This is a genomic window from Curvibacter sp. AEP1-3, from assembly GCF_002163715.1.
In the GTDB taxonomy this organism is placed as follows: domain Bacteria; phylum Pseudomonadota; class Gammaproteobacteria; order Burkholderiales; family Burkholderiaceae_C; genus Allorhodoferax.
In genome coordinates this window covers 4,337,228-4,353,434 of the sequence record NZ_CP015698.1, presented here as the reverse complement: position 1 = coordinate 4,353,434, position 16,207 = coordinate 4,337,228, and the positions used below count along the sequence as shown (strand labels likewise).

Below are 16,207 nucleotides of genomic sequence, written 5' to 3'. Positions count from 1 at the left end.
TCCCCCCTCTCAGTGCGCCACTTCGTTATGGTTCTGGGTTTCATGCGTTGGGCGCTGGCCCTGTGTCTTGTACTGAGTGGGTCTGCAGGCGCCCAAGGTAGTAGCGCGTCTGCCACGTTCCCCGTTATCGCCATCAATACCGAGAATGTCGCGCACACCGACATCGGTGCCCGCATCGCTTACCTGCAGGACGACACCCGTCAACTGCAAGTCAACCAGGCCATGGCCGATGGCCAGCCCTGGATGCCGGTAGCCCGCACCAGCCCCAACTTCGGCTTTACCAACAATGCCTACTGGTTCCGCTTCGCGCTCGACAACCAGACCGGCAAGCCGGTGACGCGTTTCATCGAACTCCCCCGCCCTTTTCTGGACGACGTGCGCTTGTTCCACTTCGTGGATGGCCGCATCATCACCCGCTATTCGCTGGGCGACGAGCAACCCTTTGTCCAAAGGGTGATGCAGCACCAGAACTTTGTCATGCCCCTGAATCTGGAACCCGGGCGCAATCAGGTCGCACTGCGGATCGCCTCCACCGGCACCGTGGAAGCTCCTTTGCGACTCTGGCAGCCTGCTGCCTTTTATGAGGCTGCCTCCAAAGAAAACCTGCTGGCTGGTGCCGTGTTCGGGATGCTGCTGGTGATGATTGTTTACAACCTGTTTGTGTACCTCTCCACCCGGGACGCGAACTACATCTACTACATAAGCTTCGTGGCGAGTTACCTGATGTTCTGGGCCACCTTGAATGGCTATGCCTTTGCGCTCGCCTGGCCGGAAGCCATACGCTGGAATAGCGTGGCAGTGCCCTTCTCCATCGCATGGGCCTGTCTGTCTGCCAGCCTGTTTGCTGACAACTTCCTCAAGTTGTACCGGTTTTCGCCGCCTGCCCATCGGCTCATGCAGGGCATGGCACTGGTCAGTGCCGGGCTAATGCTCGGCTCCTTCGTGCTGCCCTATGTGTGGATCATCCGGGCCACCTCAGCCTTCATTCTGGTGGTGTCGTGCGCTGCCTTGTCGATCGGGTATTGGCGCTGGTGGTTGGGTGCACGCTTTGCGCGGTTCTATTGCCTCTCCTGGACTGCGGTCTTCGTTGGTGTCAGCGTGTTGACCGCGAGCAAGTTCGGCTGGTTGCCTGCGAATTTTTGGGTAGACAACGCATCGCAAATCGGCATTTTGTCCCTGGTCGTGCTTCTGTCCTTCACGCTCGCGGACCGGATCAATACCGACCGCATCTTGCGCATCAACGCCCAAGCCGTGGCGCTGGCCCACGCCAAAAAAGCACGTGCCTCGCAACAAGCCATGCTGCAGGCGACCGCAGATGCCAATCGCGAGCTGGAAAATCGCGTCCAAGCCCGCACCAACGAACTCCATGCCGCCATGGATCAACTCCGGCTGGCCAATGATCAGTTACAGCGTTTGTCCATGACCGACAGTTTGACCCAGGTCGGTAACCGCGCTTTCTTCGACCAGTCCCTGGTCACCGAGCACAAGCGCGCGAGCCGGCTCAAGCAACCTCTGGCCTTGTTGCTGCTGGACATTGACCATTTCAAGGCCATCAACGACACCTACGGCCACCCCGCAGGGGACGCCTGCCTGAGGGCCCTGGCAGACTACATGCGGCAAAAAGTGCAGCGCGCCGGTGATCTGCTGGCCCGCTACGGTGGCGAGGAATTTGCCGTGCTGTTGATCAACAGCACTCTGGGCGACGCCCTGGATCTGGCGGACGAATTTCGGGCAGATATTGCCGGCCTGGAAGTGGTGTTTGAAGGTCGCACCTTGCGCTTCACCGCCAGCATCGGTGTGGCCAGCGCCATACCGGACATGCAGTTCACACCGTCCCAGTTTGTAGGGGATGCGGACAAGGCGCTCTATGAAGCCAAGCATGGTGGACGCAACTGTGTGCGTGCCGCAGCGCCGCGTCTCGCCGGCTTAACCAGCAGTGCGTTGCCGGCCTGAAAGACCGGAGTGCTATGAATTCAGGAGCTTCCCGCGCAGTTTCAACAGGCGCTGGAAGCCGATTCGTTCAAGAGCGCAGATAGTCCAACGCGCCCTGCCCCGCCTGCTTGCCGCTGGCAAAACAGGCTTGCAGCAGGTAGCCGCCGGTCGGGGCTTCCCAGTCCAGCATTTCGCCGGCGCAAAACACACCGGGCACCCCCTCCAGCATGAGCTGAGGCGTCAGCACCTCAAACAACACCCCGCCCGCACTGCTGATGGCCTCGTCAATCGGGCGTGCCGCTTGCAGCGTGACGGGTAGTGCCTTGATGGCTGCGGCCAGCTTGTCGGGATCGTTTACCGCCTCTTTGCCCAGGCACTCGTAAAGAATGGCGCTTTTGATGCCGTCCAGGTGCAAGCGGCTCTTGAGGTGGCTGGAGAGACTGCGGCTGCCGCGCGGGTGACGCACTTCGGCCAGCACCTTCTCAGCCGGCATGTCCGGCAGCAGGTCCAGATGAAAGGTGGCGCTTCCCTGGCGCACGATGTCGTCGCGCAGCAAGGCCGATGCCGCGTAAATCAGGCTGCCTTCCACACCGTCCTGCGTGGCCACAAACTCGCCCTTGCGCGAGAACACCACGCCCTGCGAATTGGTAAAGCTGAGTGCTACCGACTTGAAAGGCTGGCCGGCAAATTTCTCGCTGAAAAACGGCGTCCACCCGCCCTGCACATCGAAGCCGCAATTGGCCGGCACCAAAGGTGCCACGGCTACGCCACGGGCTGCCAGCAAAGGCACCCAGGCGCCGTTCGACCCCAGGCGCGCCCAACTGCCGCCACCCAGCGCCAACACCACGGCGCGGGCTTGCACCACTACCGGGCCAGTTGGCGTGTCGAACATCAGCGCTTGGTGGTCTGGCTCGGCGGATGCGCCCTGTGCCCAACCTGTCCAGCGATGGCGCATGTGGAACTGCACCCCACCGCCCGCTGCAGGGTGGCGCAAGCGGTGCAACCAGGCGCGCAACAAGGGCGCCGCCTTCATGTCCTTGGGAAACACCCGGCCCGAACTGCCCACAAAGGTTTCCACGCCCAGGCCATGGGCCCATTCACGCAGCGCGGTGGAATCCAGCCCAGCTAGCAAGGTCTCGATGGCGCTGCGCCGTTCGCCGTAGCGGCCGGCGAACGTGTCGGCGCCTTCGGAGTGGGTGAGGTTCAGGCCACCCTTGCCGGCCAGCAAAAACTTGCGGCCCACCGAGGGCATGGCGTCGAACAGGTGCACGGTCACACCGGCATCGCACAGCACTTGGGCAGCCATGAGTCCGGCAGGGCCGCCGCCCACAATGGCAACGTCCACCTGCAAGGCTTGGGATTCAGAACGGGGAGAGGTAGGCAGATCAGTCAAAGGAGTCCATCACAAAATTTCAATCAAACGGCCTTGCGCCGTCAGGAACGCGGTGTGCACAGCTTCCCCCGGATAAATCAGGGTCAGCGCGGCGCGGTATTCACGGAGTTGGGCGCACAGTTCGGGCTGGTCTTGCGGGCTGGCCGAGGACTTGAAGTCCAGCACCCACCAAGCTGCAGTGTCGCGGCGCTGCACCAAGCGATCCAGGCGCAGCGTTCTGCCACCGTGGGTCAATGCGACTTCGTTGGCATGCCACGCCAATGCGCTGCGCCGCCACGCCCACGCGCCTTCCCCACCGAGTATGCCTTGCGCCATGCGCCGGGCTTGCTGCATCTGCGCTTCGGTGAGCGAAAAAGTGCGTGCAGCCTGCGCACACTGCTCAGGCGTCCATGCATCTGCGTCGGGTACCTGGCCCTCGCGCAGCGGCAGCCATTCCAGCAAGCGGTGCATGGCTTGGCCGATACGGGACTCCAAACTTTCCGGCTCAGCAACCGCTATCAATTCAGGAGCTGCTCGCGCATATTCCATGGGCGCTAGAGGCACTTTTTTATTCAAACTTTCAGTGGGGAGCGCCCACAAAGCGAAGGACTCAGCAGTGACCGATTCGGTCGACTCCGCACTGTCTACCCCCTCGAGAGCCGTGGAGGGCGCAACGTCTGCCGCCAACTCCTGCAAGCGCTTCCACCAGCTGCCCTCGCGCTCGCGGTGGGGCGCTGTGCTGGAGAGCACCAGGGTGGACTGGGTGCGGGTGAGCGCTACATACAAAGCATTGAGTTCCTCCCGCGCGCGGGCGGTTTGCTCCAGCGCCAGGGTATCCACCACACAGGCAGGTGGGCGGGACTCGCTGGCCAGAAACACAAACTTGCGGGGGTAAGCAGACTCGCCCGGCCAATCCACGAGCACGCCCATGGATTCGGGCCGGGTACCTTCGGCATCAGTGTCCAGCAATATCACCAGCGGCGCCTCCAGCCCCTTGGCGCCGTGGATGGTGAGCAGGCGCACCGCGCCTGCGTCGGCCCGCACCGGCGCAGGAATGCCGCCGGCACGCAGCGCGCGCACCAGGGTGTAGGCGGTGCTGTAGCGCCCGCCGTCCACCTGCAAGGCGGCATTGAGCAACGCGCGCACGTTGGCCAAGACGCTCTCCCGCAGCACCGCCGGGCTGGCGGCGGCGAAGCGGGCCAACACGTCACCGTCGTCATAGATGGCGCTCAGCGCATCGTGCACAGGCAAGCTCTGTACCCAGCCCTGCCAGCGGGTGAGGGACCGGGCTGCCGACAGCATGCGCGGGCTCAGGGGCAAACCGCCCTCCACGTCCGGGTCGGCGGCGGCGAACTCACACAACACCGCCATCCAGACGGTTACGAGCGCGTCGGGGTCTGCCGCGCGTGCCTGGCGGCGGGCTGTCTGGTGCAAGAGGCTCAAGTCCACTAGGTCCTCATCGCTCGCACCAAACAAAGGCGACTTGAGCGCACGCGCCAGTGACAGGTCGTGCGCGGGCGACACCAGCACATCGAGCAAGGCCACGAGGTCTTGCACTTCGGGCATCTCGCCCAACTCGTTTTTCTCAGGCTGCTGGGCCGGAATGCGCAGTGCCGCCAGCTCTTGCTGCATCAGCGTCAAGCGTTCGCGCTTGCGGGCCAGCACCATGATGTCTTGCGGCCGCAAGTGCCCGCCGCGCCCGCTGAGCTGCCCGGCCAACCACAGGGCGGCCTGCCGGCACTCCAGGGTTTTGAGGGTGTCTTCGGACTCGTGGCGGGGCATGGTCAGGCTGTCGCGCCAGCCCATTTCCTCAGACCCATCTTCTTCGGGTTTGGCGGTGCGCTCGATGCGTGGCAGCTTCCACACCGAGCCGGCGTCCACCGACTCGGAAGTGTGCGGCCGGTAGTCTTCAAACTCGCCGGCATCCTGCGCGCCCAGCATGGCCGTGTTCACTAGGCCGATGATGGCCTGCGCATTGCGCCGCGTGTGGTCGCAGCTCAGCACATCGCCTTGCAAGCCCTCCACCACAAACGCTTTGGCCGCGCGGAAGACTTGGGGCTCGGCACGGCGGAATCGGTAAATGCTCTGCTTGGGGTCACCCACGATAAACACGCCTGGGCGGTTGCCCGCACCGCCGTAGCCCTGCAACCAGGTGCTCAGGGCCTGCCATTGCAAGGGGTTGGTGTCCTGAAACTCGTCGATCAGCAAGTGCTTGACCCTCGCATCCAGGCGCTCCTGCAGCCAGCCTGAAATCTCTTCGTCCGAGAGCAGGCGCAATGCGGCCTGCTCCAGATCGCCCATGTCGATCCAGCCCCGCTCGCGCTTGAGGGCGGCGTAGTCTTGCAGCAAGCCCCGGCTCAGGCGGGCCATGCGTTGCTGGTGCTGCCAGGCCTGGTGCTGGTCCATGGCGGCTTTGGTCTCGGCCAGCAAGACCTGGGCTTCGCGCACGGTCTCAATGCCGACCACCTTTTCGCTCAGTTTGCGAGGGGTGCCTTTGTCGGTGAAAAGGGCTTTGAAAATGGCGGTGGCATCGCGTGCGGTCAGCGCTTTCTCCAGTTCCGAGCCTGCTTCTGTGCAGGTCTTCAGGCTGCTGGCGCCCAGCGCTTTGGCACTGGCCCAGAGCAGCTGTTGCACCACCTCGCTGAACATACGGTCTTGGGGCTGCGACCACGCCGACATGGCCGGGAACTGCTGCGTGAAATGCAGCACCGACGCGTCGACCACGCCATGTTCTTCAGCCAAGGCAAACTCGGTGCGCTTGTGGATGGCGGCTTCCAGCGCCTTGAGCGTGCCGTGGCGCCCGTAGACGCCTACCGCCTCCAGATAGTCGGCGCGGGCCGCCGCATCCTGGGCAATGCGGGTGTGAAAGCGGCGCCTGACCTGGGCTATGGCCTTGGCATCGTTCTCCAGCAGCTCGTACTGCGTGGGCAAGCCCAGCTGGTGCAACATGCCCAGCGGTGCGCTGCGCAACAGCGCCGCAAACCAGCTGTGGAAGGTGCGCACCTGCACCGGCCGGCCAGCAAGCAGCAGAGCCTCATGCAAGCCGCGCAGTTTGGCCAGCTGCTCCGCACCGGGATCGCCCTGCACACCCCGCAGCTGCAGCTCGCGCCGCAAGGTGGCGTCATCGGCCCGGGCATAGCTGCGCAGCCAGTCATAGAGGCGCTCGCGCATTTCACCGGCAGCTTTTTTGGTGAAGGTGATGGCCAGAATCTCATGCGGCGCTGCGCCGTCAAGCAAGGCGCGCACCATGCGGGACACCAGCATCCAGGTCTTGCCGGCGCCGGCACAGGCCTCCACCGCCACACTGCGGCGGGGGTCGCAGGCGATGGCATAAAAGTCAGCCCGTGCAACGTGGCGGCCATTCACCTCATAGGCGGCGATGTCGTGCACGGCAGTCATGGCGCGCTCCAGAAATCTTTGCGGCACAAGCCACGCGCCTGGCAGTAGTCACAGGCCACGCCATCCCCCAGCGCGGGCAAGGGCTCTCCGGCCGCCAGGCGGGCCATGTCAGAGGCAATACCCTCCACCAAGGCGTCACGGGCCAGCACAATGTCTTTTTGCTCTACGGGCACAGTCCCGTCCCGCTCGCCCACGTTGATATAGGCGGCCTGCAAGGTGTCGTGGGGCAGCAGCGCCGCGTAAAAGGCGATCTGCGTGTCCTCCAGCGGGTTCTTGACCCGCTCTTTGGTTTTGGCCGAAGGCTCGGTCTTGTAGTCCAGCACCATGGTCGCTCCATCGGTGCCCGTATCCGTACGGTCAATGCGCCCCATGAGCGTGACGCTGCCAACCGGCTGGGTATGCGAGGTTTCGCCACTGGCATAGGTCCAGCCCTGGGCCTCGTGCTTTTCCAGCCACTGCAAGTAGCCGTCGCGGACGTTGGGCCACGCTGCGGCGAAGGGCAAAAACTCGCCATCGGGCAATCCCATGGATGCGGTAACGGAAGTTGCGCAAGCTTCCAACAAGGCGCTGCGCGGCTCAAGCCCGCTCAAAGGCTCTGTCTGCAAAGCGCTGTGAAACTCCTGCAGCACCGCATGCAGCCAGAGCCCGAAGTCCCGCTTGTCCACATCGGACTCCAACTCGTCCACCGGCTTGAGACCGAGTTGCCGTAGCGCAAAAAAGCGGTAGGGGCAAGTGCGCAAATCCTCGTAGGCACTGGCTGATAGTTGACGCACCGGAATGCGGTCACCGGGCGGCTGAGGCGGGAGCACAGTCGCGGGCATGACCTGCCTGGATGTTCGTGGATCACTCGCCTGCACCTCTGCCACACCGGGTTGCAGGCGCAACCACTGCACCAGCGGGCTGGCCGCGATGTGTTCACCGGTGTCGTCACTGCTGCGCCACAGTACCTCGACCGCTGGCGCCTGCAAGGCCTGGCGCCAGGATGCGCGCAGACGGGACTCCAATTCAGCGCGTGAGGGCATGCCCAGTGCCGCACGCTGCGCGGGAGTCCAAATGCCTGCCGGCTCTGGGGACGGATTCAAACGCACCTCGTCGCAGCCGGCCAACACCACGGCGGCAAAGGGGCGGGCCAGCATCTGGCTCATGGGTAGAATGACGACTTGTTCCTCATCCGGATAAGCGGGTTGAAAGCTGTGCGCCTCCAGCACTTGATTCACCCAAGACGAAAAAGCGCTCAGGTCCATGCGGGTACCCGCCCACAAGGCAGCGTCCATATAGTCTGCCCAAGCTTGCGGCTCTGGTGGGGTCAAGCGCAGCGCACCCAAGGCCATGGCTCCGGCCTCATCGGCCTGCAAGGACTCCCACCAGCCACAGTTCTGCAACACGGCCTGCATGCGTGCCAACCATGCGGGCAAGGGGCGGCTGCCACTCAACTCAATGCGCACGTGATCGATACGGGCACACATGGCGCGCAATGTCTCTGAGTCCTTGACGGGTTTGCAGCCGGACACATGGCGCCAGTCGCGCACTTGCTCTTTGCGCAGGGCCTGCTCCAGAGCCTGTAGGTCCGCAGCAAAGGCTGGAGCCTGCTTGAACGCATTCAACACGGCATCCGTGCTGGCATTCCAAACGGCCGCTCGCAGCAAGGCCATCAGTGCGGCTCCGGCGCGGCTGGTGGAGAGCTTCCAGCCGTTCTCATCCCGCATGGCAATACCTGCAGACTCCAGCATGGCACGCACACGGCGCGTCAGTGCGCGGTCGGACGACACCAGGGCAAGTGGATAACGGTCTGCCGCCACATGCGAGATGGCACATGCCACTGCCCGCTGGGCTTCGTCTTCAGCATCCGCGCAAGTATGAAAATGCAAATGCTCTAACGCCAAGTTCAACGCGTTGCCTGTATGGGGTTCGACGTCATCCAACCGAAATAACTCCGCCTTGCTACCCCAATGCGCCTTGAGCGCGCCGGAAACCGGGTCGGAGGCCAGCCCTTGCACCAAGGCTACAGAATCCCAAGCTTCCAATACCTCTGCATCAAACAACGCGTCGGTGGAATAGGAAGACACCGCCGCCCATTCCACAGCGACCCGGGCGACCTTGGCCTCCCAAGCAAGCGCTTGGCTTTCCATGCCCACCGACACGGCAGCGCGGGCCTGCGAGGCCCATTCCCCGCGCCCCTGCGGACCTGCAGCTGCGGCCCACGGGGCGAGTTGTTGCGCTGTTTCCGCTAACAGGCCAGCAAGTGAAGATTGCGCCCCCATGCCTGCCTGAGCCAACAGATGTTGAGCGGTGAGCGTATCCAGCGCCATGTCATGGCTAATGTCGGTGGCTTGAAGGCTGCGCGCAGAGATGGATGCCAGCCAATTCGAGGTGGTTTCGAACCGGGGAGAAAAACCCTGCGGATGAAGGTCTGACCACACTCGGCGTGCCAAGGGCAGAAGTTGGGCATAGGGCAGCAACACCAGCGTGCGGCCGGGGTGGGCGCCGGAATCAGCGATCCAGCGCTGAAGCCGAACCATCAACCCACTGCCGGGTGCTGACCACAAGGCCATCGCAGGATGACTTGGCGCATAAGCAAAGGCCCGCAGCCCCCGGGCTGCATCGCTTTTGGCTATGCCAGCGATAGTTTGCGGGGCGTCGTGGGGGGGCTTGGTTTCTGTCACAATGCCGCAACTTTAGCTGCATTAGCACTCTTCCAAAGGAAACTCCATGGCCAGCGAACTCATCAAACACGTCACCGACGCCACATTTGAAGCCGATGTATTGCAGTCTGCGCAACCCATCCTGGTGGACTACTGGGCTGAGTGGTGCGGCCCCTGCAAAATGATCGCGCCCATTCTGGACGAAGTGTCTGCTACCTACGAGGGCAAGTTGCAGATCGCCAAGATGAATGTGGACGAAAACCGCGACATTCCAGCCAAGTTCGGTATCCGTGGTATCCCAACATTGATGTTGTTCAAGGACGGTCAATTGGCTGCTACCAAGGTAGGCGCACTGAGCAAAGCGCAACTCACTGCCTTCATCGACCAGCAACTGGCCTGATCCGCCTTTCGCCCCAGCGACCGTGACACTGCAGCACGGTCGCAATTTCCTGTCATAATATTTGTGTTCACCCGCCGGATTGAAGGCGGTCAGCCAGATCAGGCTCAGGACACCGAGGCCAAGCACACGGTCTTGCCTCAACCCCCACTCCCCTGAATTTTTCGAACCAACCCTGGTTTCCTTGCCGATTTCCGGTTAACGCCCTGACGGGACCCACTCCATGCATTTAAACGAACTCAAAGCACTGCACGTGTCCGAAGTGCTCAAGCAAGCAGAAGAACTTGAGATTGAAAACACCGGCCGCATGCGCAAGCAGGAGCTGATGTTCGCAATCATCAAGAAACGGGCCCGTGCCGGCGAGCAGATCATTGCCGACGGCGTGCTGGAAATCCTGCCGGACGGCTTCGGCTTTCTACGTAGTCCCGATACCAGCTACACCGCCAGCACGGACGACATCTACATCAGCCCCAGCCAGGTGCGCCGCTTCAACCTGCACACCGGGGACATGATTGAAGGTGAAGTCCGCACACCGAAAGACGGTGAGCGTTACTTTGCGCTGAACAAGTTGGACAAGGTAAACGGCGGACCGCCTGAAGGCAACAAGCACAAGGTCATGTTTGAAAACTTGACCCCCTTGTTCCCCAAGGTGCAAATGCGCTTGGAGCAAGATGGCCTCAAGACCGACGAAAACATCACCGGCCGGGTCATTGACATCATTGCCCCTATCGGCAAAGGCCAGCGCGCCCTGCTGGTCGCCCCGCCCAAGAGTGGCAAGACCGTGATGATGCAGCACATCGCCCATGCGATTTCTGCCAACTACCCCGACAGCCACATGATGGTGCTGCTGGTCGATGAGCGCCCCGAAGAAGTGACCGAAATGCAGCGCACCGTCAAAGGCGAGGTAATTGCCTCCACCTTCGACGAACCCGCTGCGCGTCACGTTCACGTAGCCGAAATGGTGATCGAGCGTGCCAAGCGTTTGGTAGAGCTCAAAAAAGACGTGGTGATCCTGCTGGACTCCATCACCCGTCTGGCCCGGGCCTACAACAACGTGGTTCCATCTTCCGGAAAAGTGTTGACCGGTGGTGTGGATGCGAATGCGTTGCAGCGCCCCAAACGATTCCTGGGTGCGGCCCGTAACGTCGAAGAAGGCGGCTCACTCACCATCATTGCGACCGCACTGGTGGATACCGGCAGCCGTATGGACGAAGTGATTTTTGAAGAGTTCAAGGGCACCGGCAACAGCGAAGTGCATTTGGACCGTCGCCTGTACGAAAAGCGGATATTCCCTTCTATCCAGCTGAACCGCAGTGGTACCCGCCGCGAAGAATTGCTGTTGCAGCCGGAAATTCTGCAAAAGACCCGCATCCTGCGACAGTTCCTCTACAACATGGACGAAATCGAATCCATGGAAATGGTGCTCAAGCAAATGCGTGCCACCAAGAACAACAGCGAGTTCTTCGACATGATGCGTCGGGGCGGCTGATTCGGACTAAGCTATAATTTAGGGTTTTCGCGACAAGTACGCCGAGTTTTTATATTGCGCAGGGTTTGCGCAAGGACCGGCGCGGCTAGCGCAACTGATGGAGAAGAGTATGAAAGAAGGCATTCACCCCAACTACCGCGAAGTTTGCTTCCAGGACATGTCCAACGGTTTCAAGTTCGTGACACGTTCTTGCGCAAACACCAAGGAAATGATCAAGATGGAAGACGGCCGCGAGCTGCCACTCTTCAAGTTGGATACCACCAGCGAATCCCACCCTTTCTACACCGGCACGCAAAAGTCGGTGGACAACATGGGCGGACGCGTGGAAAAATTCCGCAACCGTTTCGGCAAGACCGCAGCGAAGTAATCTCAGTTCAGGCTCCGGCCTGGGTTGGTATAAAAGCAGCACGGAATCCCGGGCTGCTTTTTTTTTGATTTAAACCTGTTTCCCCACTGATCCGCGTGAACCTACCGAACCCCGCCATCGTTGCGCAAGCCTCTGTCAGGCGCCTCCCGCGTCCCGCACTGATTCTGTTGTGTCTGGCCTTTATCGGTGCAGGCTTTATCGGTCGTGATGCATGGCGGACAGCCGACTTAAGCGCTCTGGGATTCATGGCAGCGCTCGCACGCGGGGACGCATCCTGGATCCACCCGACGCTACTCGGCATCAAGCCGGATTTCCCTGCACTCCTCCCTTACTGGATTGGAGCCTTGGTCTTGAATTGGACACCAGCAGGATGGCCGGCAGACTTCTGGGTTCGGGTTCCCTTTGCGCTCTTGTTGACATTGGCTTTTGTCGGAACTTGGTACGGCAGCTATTACCTCGCGCGCACTCCTGCAGCCCAGCCAGTCGCTTTCGCGTTCGGCGGAGAAGCCAAACCTACCGACTATGCGCGAGCCATGGCAGATGGAGGCCTATTGGCATTTTTGGCATCCCTGGGTCTGGCGCAACTCGGACACGAAACCACACCTGCACTCGCGCAACTGGGATTCAGCGCGCTCCTGTTTTTTGCGCTCAGCGCACTTCCCTACCACCGCACTGGACCCTACGTCAGTGCAGTCTTGGGACTAGCCGGCTTGGCTTTGAGCGGGGCACCTGCCCTGTCACTAATGTTCGGGATGGGCGGCGCTTGCATTCACGCCATGGACAAACGCACGGGTGCAGGAAATGACGCAGTCAAAAGCTACATCACCCTCGAAGCCATAGGCCTCGCGACGGTCTCCGTCATCACTGCCGTCTTTGCTTGGAAGCTGGGACTTTGGAGTTGGAAGGTGGAGTGGCCCGCCCTGACTTGGGCCTATTGGAATGGACACATTCAATTACTCCTCTGGTTCACATGGCCTGCCTGGCCCTTGGCGCTTTACAGTGTCTGGCGTTGGCGCAAGCAGTTGTTCAATCTGAACATCAGCCGGCACCTCTCGTTGCCATCTTGGTTTATCGTGACCAGCGTAGGCACCATGCTGCTCTCAGGAGCTCCGGATCGGACTTTGCTATTGGCACTCCCCGCTTTCTCTGCCATGGCTGCCTTTGCATTGCCTACCCTACGCAGACAAGTTGCGGCATTGATCGACTGGTTCACCTTGCTGTTCTTTACAGGGTGTGGAGTGATCATCTGGGTCGTTTGGATTGCGATGCAAACCGGCACCCCACCGCAGCCGGCAGCGAATGTGGCCCGCTTGGCACCGGGCTATGAGGCGAGCTTCCAGATACTGCCCTTCTTGTTTGCGTTGGGTGCCACTTTGGCCTGGGGATGGTTGGTTCGGTGGCGGGCGGGACGTCATCGCGCAGCGATCTGGAAAAGCCTGGTGCTTCCCGCTAGCGGGGCGTCCCTCTGCTGGCTATTGTTGATGACCTTGTGGATGCCCTTGCTGGACTATGCGCAAAGCGCGCGCACCATGGTGCGGCAAGCGACACAAATTGTTGCCCGTGACCAATGTGCCCAAGTGCTGAACCTCGATACCGCGCAAATTGCGGCGCTCCAGTGGTACGGTCAGCTCAATCTGCGCCCCACCACTGAAGCCGCAGCATGCGAATGGCTGCTGACAGAACCGGGAGCCAACTCCGAAATTGCATCCATCGTCGACCGATCAGTATGGGCACCGCACACTTTGGTGCAGCACCCTGTGGCCAACTCGGAAATGTTCTGGATCATGAAGCGCCGCTAAACGCCCGGAACCTTGGCGAACCTAGGACCTATTGAGGGCGGACGCGTGCCGCCCTGAACCGCAGGGTGAAGGTAGAGCCCCGTCCGGGAATGCTTTCAATCAGCAATTCAGCACCATGGCGCTGTGCCACGTGTTTGACAATAGCAAGACCCAGCCCCGTGCCTCCCGTATCCCTCGAGCGGCTTCTGTCGACCCGGTAAAACCGCTCGGTCAAGCGAGGTATATGTTCAGGCGCGATTCCCGGCCCCGTATCTTGGACCGATAGTTCGCCTTCGCCTTCAGCCGTTTTATGCCAATGGACCCGGATACTCTTATCTGCCGGTGTGTAACGGATGGCATTGCCGATCAAATTGAATACTGCACTGTGCAATTCAGACGGTGAACCGGTGACCGCCACGGCATCCGACACCAGAAACTGGATATCCTGAGGCTTGCCCCAGACCAACGACGACAGGTTGTGGGCTTCCTGCTTGCACTGCTGCAACAGCTGCACCATGTCCACGAGATCTGAGCCTGAAGGCGCAGGGCTCCCCTCCAAGCGGGAAAGCGTCAACAAGTCGTTGACAAGACTCTGCATGCGCGTCGCTTGCTGGGACATCAAATTCAGGTAGCTCTGCCGCTCAGACTCATCCAGGGGAAGCGTCTGCAGGGTTTCAACAAAACCAGCGAGCACCGTCAAGGGCGTACGGATTTCGTGAGACACATTGGCCACGAAATCCCTGCGCATGGCCTCCGCCTGCTCCAGGGCCGTAATGTCACGGGACAGCAAGAGGTTGCGCCCCTCCCCGTAGGGATGTAGGTGCACAGACAAACGCACAGGCTTCGAACCTGTGCTTTCGCGACCCGGCATCACCAGGCCGTGTGAGAAATCCTGACCGGAATAATAGGTAGCGAAACCAGGGTCGCGAACCAGATTCCCGAAATGCTGAAGCATGTCACGACGAGCATCAAAGCCGAAGTGCTGCCCTGCCATCTGGTTAAACCATTCGATGCGACCGTTTGCATCCAGCAGAACAACACCGTTCGGAGAGGCTTGCAGCGCAGCCAAAAAATCCTGGAGCTTGGTTTCACCTTCGGCCACGCGACGCTCGCGGGAACGCATCTGACGGCGCGTGCGGTCTGCCACCTCATTCCAGAAGCCATACCCGAGGGTCAACTCCGTGGACTCGCCCGACTGCAGCCAGCGCATGAGCTTCGCACCACGCACCGCATCGATCAATAACCAGAGAAAACTGCCCACAAGAATGCCGACTACAGCACCCCAGACGGGAGAATACTTACCGGCAAGCAGATAGCCGAGGACAGCCCCCAGCGCCTGCAAAAGCAGGAACGACAGAACTCGAAAAAACATTCGTGAACTGTAATCGCTCAGGCGCTTGCCCGGGCAGCAGTCTGCACAACAGTTTGAACCGGAATGGCTGGCTTTGCCGTCAAGCGATAGCCTGCACCGCGCACCGTCTCCACCATGGAACCGGCGTGCGCCAAAGCTTCACGTAAACGTTTGACGTGCACATCCACAGTTCGCTCTTCGATGTAGACATGATCGCCCCAGACGTTGTCAAGCAGTTGCGCCCGGCTATGCACCCGCTCAGCATGTCCCATAAGGTAATGCAACAGCTTGAACTCTGTGGGCCCCAGCTTGAGGGCGGTTTCTTCGAAGGACACGCGATGCGTGGCGGGGTCCAGGGTCAAGCCGGCGATAGTCAGCGCTTCGCCGGTGCTTTCCGGCGTACGGCGGCGCAAGACTGCGCGTACACGGGCCAGCAACTCCTTCGTGGAAAACGGTTTCGCAATGTAATCATCCGCCCCTGCGTCCAAGCCGGCAACCCGATCCGCCTCATCCCCACGGGCTGTGAGCATGATGATGGGGACCTCTTTGGTCCTTGGATCAGAGCGCCAGCGCTTGGCCAAGGTCAAGCCGCTTTCGCCGGGCAACATCCAGTCCAGAAGGATCAAATCAGGCACGCCCGCATCGATCTCGCGCTGCGCAGAGTCACTGTCCATAGCCCAACGAGGCCGGAACCCGTTATGCCTAAGATTCACTGCTATCAACTCAGCAATGGCCGATTCATCTTCGACCACCAGAACGGCGGGCATGGTTTTCATTTGACGACAGACTCGATTTTTTCCATGGTCGAGTGACGCACATCTTCACCCTTGACCACGTAGATGATGAACTCGGCGATGTTCTTGGAGTGATCGCCGATACGCTCGATCGCCTTGGCCAGGAACAACAAATCCAAGCTGGGGGAAATCATGCGTGGGTCTTCCATCATGTAGGTCACCAGCTTGCGCACGAAGCCATCAAACTCGGCATCGATCAAGTCGTCTTCTTTGAGAATAGACACTGCAGCGTTCACATCCAAGCGGGCAAACGCATCCAGCGCCTTGTTCAACAAACCGGAGGCCAGGTCGGCGGCGACGCGCAGCTCCAAGGAAGGCAATGAACGGGGTGCGCCACTGTGAATGATGGAACGCACCATGCGGGCGATCTTCTCCGCTTCATCCCCCACACGCTCAAGGTTGGCGGTGGTCTTGGAGATGGCAATCAACAAACGCAGATCGCGGGCAGTCGGTTGGCGGCGGGCGATGATGCTGGAGAGATCACGATCGATTTCCAGTTCCATGGCGTTCACGCGGGCTTCGCGGGCTGTGACTTCGTCAGCCACTTCCACGCTGAACTGCGACAGTGCGTAGATTGCCTGGCGGATCTGGGATTCAACCAATCCACCCAGCTCCATCACTTGCGACGAAACCGAGGTCAGTTCGCTGTCGAACTGGGTTGATAGGTGTTTATCTGGCATGGGGTC

Annotated in this window: 11 protein-coding genes; 5 read left to right on the top strand and 6 right to left on the bottom strand. The window is 60.9% G+C overall.

Annotated features, from left to right (window positions below; translation table 11 throughout):
* Positions 1-27: 27 nt before the first annotated feature.
* On the top strand, positions 28-1,953 hold the full coding sequence (locus AEP_RS20375; protein ID WP_087497085.1) for a sensor domain-containing diguanylate cyclase: 1,926 nt from the start codon (positions 28-30) through the stop codon (positions 1,951-1,953).
* A 67-nt stretch (positions 1,954-2,020) separates the two neighbouring features.
* On the opposite strand, the gene AEP_RS20370 is transcribed toward AEP_RS20375, so the two are convergent.
* The 3 genes from AEP_RS20370 to AEP_RS20360 all read right to left on the bottom strand — a co-directional run bounded on the left by AEP_RS20370 (position 2,021) and on the right by AEP_RS20360 (position 9,366).
* On the bottom strand, positions 2,021-3,238 hold the full coding sequence (locus AEP_RS20370) for a TIGR03862 family flavoprotein (protein WP_087497456.1): 1,218 nt from the start codon (positions 3,236-3,238) through the stop codon (positions 2,021-2,023).
* A gap of 96 nt (positions 3,239-3,334) precedes the next feature.
* A complete protein-coding gene (locus AEP_RS20365) occupies positions 3,335-6,703 on the bottom strand; it encodes a UvrD-helicase domain-containing protein (protein ID WP_087497084.1) in 3,369 nt (1,122 codons plus the stop codon).
* Positions 6,700-9,366: a PD-(D/E)XK nuclease family protein gene (locus tag AEP_RS20360; RefSeq protein ID WP_232459883.1), complete on the bottom strand. Its 2,667-nt coding sequence runs from the start codon at positions 9,364-9,366 to the stop codon at positions 6,700-6,702. Before AEP_RS20360 ends, AEP_RS20365 begins: the two co-directional genes overlap by 4 nt.
* Before the next feature lie 46 nt (positions 9,367-9,412).
* On the opposite strand from AEP_RS20360, the gene trxA reads away from it, so the two are divergent.
* From trxA to AEP_RS20340, 4 genes are all read left to right on the top strand, one after another.
* Positions 9,413-9,745, top strand: coding sequence for a thioredoxin TrxA (gene trxA, locus AEP_RS20355; RefSeq protein ID WP_087497083.1), 333 nt, complete (start codon positions 9,413-9,415; stop codon positions 9,743-9,745).
* 220 nt (positions 9,746-9,965) lie between these two features.
* Positions 9,966-11,231: a transcription termination factor Rho gene (rho, locus tag AEP_RS20350; RefSeq protein WP_087497082.1), complete on the top strand. Its 1,266-nt coding sequence runs from the start codon at positions 9,966-9,968 to the stop codon at positions 11,229-11,231.
* Between the two features lie 109 nt (positions 11,232-11,340).
* On the top strand, positions 11,341-11,598 hold the full coding sequence (locus AEP_RS20345) for a type B 50S ribosomal protein L31 (RefSeq protein ID WP_066705893.1): 258 nt from the start codon (positions 11,341-11,343) through the stop codon (positions 11,596-11,598).
* 95 nt (positions 11,599-11,693) lie between these two features.
* Positions 11,694-13,397, top strand: coding sequence for a hypothetical protein (locus AEP_RS20340; RefSeq protein WP_087497081.1), 1,704 nt, complete (start codon positions 11,694-11,696; stop codon positions 13,395-13,397).
* A 28-nt stretch (positions 13,398-13,425) separates the two neighbouring features.
* Here the strand turns inward: AEP_RS20340 and phoR are convergent, their stop codons facing one another.
* From phoR to phoU, 3 genes are read right to left on the bottom strand one after another with little or no spacing between them, the layout of a single operon-like run.
* Complete coding sequence (phoR, locus tag AEP_RS20335) at positions 13,426-14,748, bottom strand: phosphate regulon sensor histidine kinase PhoR (protein WP_087497080.1); 1,323 nt, start codon at positions 14,746-14,748, stop codon at positions 13,426-13,428.
* Positions 14,749-14,765: 17 nt separating this feature from the next.
* Positions 14,766-15,503 (bottom strand): phosphate regulon transcriptional regulator PhoB, encoded by a 738-nt coding sequence (gene phoB, locus AEP_RS20330; protein WP_087497079.1) that lies wholly within the window; start codon positions 15,501-15,503, stop codon positions 14,766-14,768.
* Positions 15,500-16,201 carry a phosphate signaling complex protein PhoU gene (phoU, locus tag AEP_RS20325; RefSeq protein ID WP_087497078.1) on the bottom strand — a complete coding sequence of 234 codons (702 nt, stop codon included), beginning with the start codon at positions 16,199-16,201 and terminating at the stop codon, positions 15,500-15,502. Before phoU ends, phoB begins: the two co-directional genes overlap by 4 nt.
* Positions 16,202-16,207: the final 6 nt, after the last annotated feature.